The following is a 2,999-nucleotide window of genomic DNA, read 5'->3' as shown; positions in this document are numbered from 1 at the left end:
TGCCGACACCGCGGCTTCAACCTCGATAGTCGCCCCGTTCGACATGGGCACGGTCTCCCCGGAGGGGCCGCCGCTCTCCCGCAGGTGCGCCAATACCCCCGCCACGGTTCCGCCCGGCATGTACTGCATGTACAACAGCCGCAACGGTTTTCCGTCATCCTCGATGCGACGCTGGTCGAAGACACGCACGATGTTCTCGTGGTCCAACTGGGCGACGGTGCCGCCGTCGCCGTCGGTATCGGCTTCCACTCGCACCGCCACGAGGCGCTGCATGGACCGTTGCCTGGCCAGGAATACCCGGCTGCGGCCGTTCCCGCCCAGATCGGTCAGTAGGTCGAAATCGTCCAGGCGACGCCCTGTTTCGATGTGCTCGGGCAGTTGCGGCGGTGAGTAGGGGGTGCTGTCACCGCTCAATCGCCGCCGGATCTCCTCCGCCGCTTCCGGGTATGCGGCGGCGAAGGTGTCGATATCGACGGGTCGGTAGCGACGGAGCACCAGGAATTCCTCGCAGACCAGGTCCACGAACCGCGGACTGCCCGCAATCTCGGGAAATTCCTCGCTGTACTCGGCAATTCGCTTACCGGAGCCGGTGCGCTGCCAGCGTTGTCGCAGGTCGATGCGCACCAGCTCGGTGAGGACCGCCAGGTATACCTCGCGGCCGTCTGGTACGTAGTGGTCCAGGCGCGGCGGGTCGCAGCGGCCGCCGCGCAGGGCGGCTTCCCAGTCGGCGGCGAATCGGGCGACCGCCGCCGCGGGGTACTCGTTCACGTTTCGGTCTCCGCGTCGCGGTCCTGCGCGGCGCGTATCGACCGGCCGGGATCGACCACCCGCTCCAGGGCGCTCAGGTCGGCCTCCAGCTCCCGGAACATCCAATACACCACCACGAATGCCGCGATACCGCCGACACACAGCACCCGTACCGCGACAATCACGTGCGGAATGTCGGTGGCGGGCAGGAAGGTCACCCCGGCCACCGCCAGTAGCGGCACGGATGCGGCGACGGCCAGATAGCTGGTGCAGCGGCGGCCGAGCCGGTGCAGCCATACCGCGTCGTCGGCGCTGATATCGCCGTGCCGCAGGAACATCGGATAGATGCAGCGCACCAGGAAGAAGGTGACGATGAAGTACGGGTACGCGACCGCGATGGCCCCGCACACCACCAGGGAAATCAGGAAGTGCAGCATGCCGCGCGCGGGAATCTCACCGGTCGCCAGCCGGAGCGAGATCGGAAAGGTGATGCCCGCCAACACCCACAGCGTGAACACCACCGACGAAGCACGTTCGCCGAGTAGCAGCACATCGGCACGGGCCGCCCGCAGCGTCTCCGGGTCGAAGACGCGGCCGCGTTTGAGCCCGTGCGGCACGGTGATCACGCGGCGGCCCAAATAGGTGATCAGCACTAAGCCGAGCGGGAAGAACAATCCGTTCACGGTGGTGGTGACGAGGGTGAACGTGCGTTGCGCGTCCTCGGTGAGGCGGCTGACGATGAGCGCCTCGTTGTGGCCGATGTTGTACAGGGAGGCGAGCGTATTCGGGATGCCGATGGCCAGGGTGATAATGACGATGCGCCACCCGCGCAACCTCCGGCGCCAGCTGTCGGGTGGCGGATCCACCAGATCGCGGGCGCGCTGGTCCAGGCACATCTCCAGTTGTTTGGCCAGCACACCGCCGCTGCTCCAGCGTTTGTCGCGGTCCGGTGCGAGGCACGACAGCAGGACCCGCCGCAGGGCGGCGGGGCAGTCGGGCGGCACCCGCTCCAGTGCGGCCGCCTCCACGCCGCCGCGCCTGCGGTCGAGCATTGCTTCGAGGGTGGTGCGGTCACCGTGGTCGCCGGGCCCGGCGGTGGAGTCATCGAAAGGTTTTGCACCGGTGAGCAACTCCCACAGCACCACGCCGAGGGAGAATATGTCGGCGCGGGTGTCGAGGTCGGCGGCGGAGCGGGAATCGCCCGGGTGGCAGGCTTCCAGCTGCTCCGGAGACATGTACGACAGCGAGCCACCGAAGTAGGCGACGGGGCTGGCATCGTCCAGATTGCGACTGAAGCTGATATTGAAGTCGGCGAGTTTCGGTACCGCTTCGGCGGTGAGCAGGATATTCGCCGGTTTCACATCCCGATGCAGGACGCCGTGCCCGTCGGCGTATTCGAGCGCCTCGGCGACCCGGCTCCCCAGCCACGCAACGGTTTCCGGCCAACTCAGCTCGGCGAGCTCCGCGCGCACACTCGAATCGGTGGGCCGGATTTCACCCTTCTCCTCCATGGCGGCGTCCACGGCATCGAGCAGTAACTGCCCGGAGCGTTCGGCGGCCGGGGTGGCGCGGACCCAGCGCAGCGCTCCCAGCAGTGTGCCGCCGGGCAGGAACTGCATGTACAGCAGCCGCAGCCGCCGCCCCGACTCGGTGCGTATCCCGGTCATCAACCGCTGGTCGAAAACCCGCACGATGTAGTCGTGGTCGAGCTGGGCCAGGGTTTGCGGTTCGGTGCCGTGGTCGGCGGAGATCTTCACCGCGACCAGGCGTTGCAGGGACCGCTGCCGGGCGAGGAAGACGCGCGCGAACGCACCCGAACCCAGGCCGGTCAGCAGGTCGAAATCGTCTATGCGATGGCCGATTTCGATGCGGTCGAGGAGTTCGCCGGTATCCGGCGCGGCGGCCGGATCCCACTGGGTGCTGCCGTGCTCGGTGGTGCGGGTCTCGTCGCCCGCCGGTTCGGCGAGGCCGGTCTGCTCGCCGCCGTCGGCGGCGCGGGTCGGGTCGGGCCCCACTGCCCGCGTGAACCCGCCGTGCGCCCCCGCCGCGCGGGTTCGCGGCATCCGCGTGCTGTCGGCGTCGAGGTCGAATCCGGCCCGTGTGGGTTCGTCGATCCCGGCCCCCGCCCGCGTGGATTCGTCCCATCCGGTCCCCGCCCGCGTCGATTCGTCGACCTCGGTTCCGGCCCGTGGCTGCTGGTCGGGCCGTGTTCCAGCACGGGTCGGCTGGTCGGGGCCGGTTCCAGCGCGGGG

1 protein-coding gene and 1 pseudogene are annotated in these 2,999 nt (G+C 68.7%); both read right to left on the bottom strand.

Annotation, left to right across the window (positions count from 1 at the left end):
- Positions 1 to 768 (bottom strand): annotated as a pseudogene (locus NU1_RS03355) (serine/threonine protein kinase); the annotation flags it as partial.
- A complete protein-coding gene (locus NU1_RS03350; RefSeq protein ID WP_371859758.1) occupies positions 765 to 2,861 on the bottom strand; it encodes a serine/threonine-protein kinase in 2,097 nt (698 codons plus the stop codon). The gene NU1_RS03350 and the pseudogene NU1_RS03355, both read right to left, overlap by 4 nt.
- Between the last annotated feature and the right edge of the window lie 138 nt (positions 2,862 to 2,999).

Source organism: Nocardia uniformis NBRC 13702, assembly GCF_001613345.1.
In the GTDB taxonomy this organism is placed as follows: domain Bacteria; phylum Actinomycetota; class Actinomycetes; order Mycobacteriales; family Mycobacteriaceae; genus Nocardia; species Nocardia uniformis.
The sequence above is the reverse complement of the archived record's forward strand: the minus strand, read 5'-3'. Positions and strand labels throughout refer to the sequence as shown.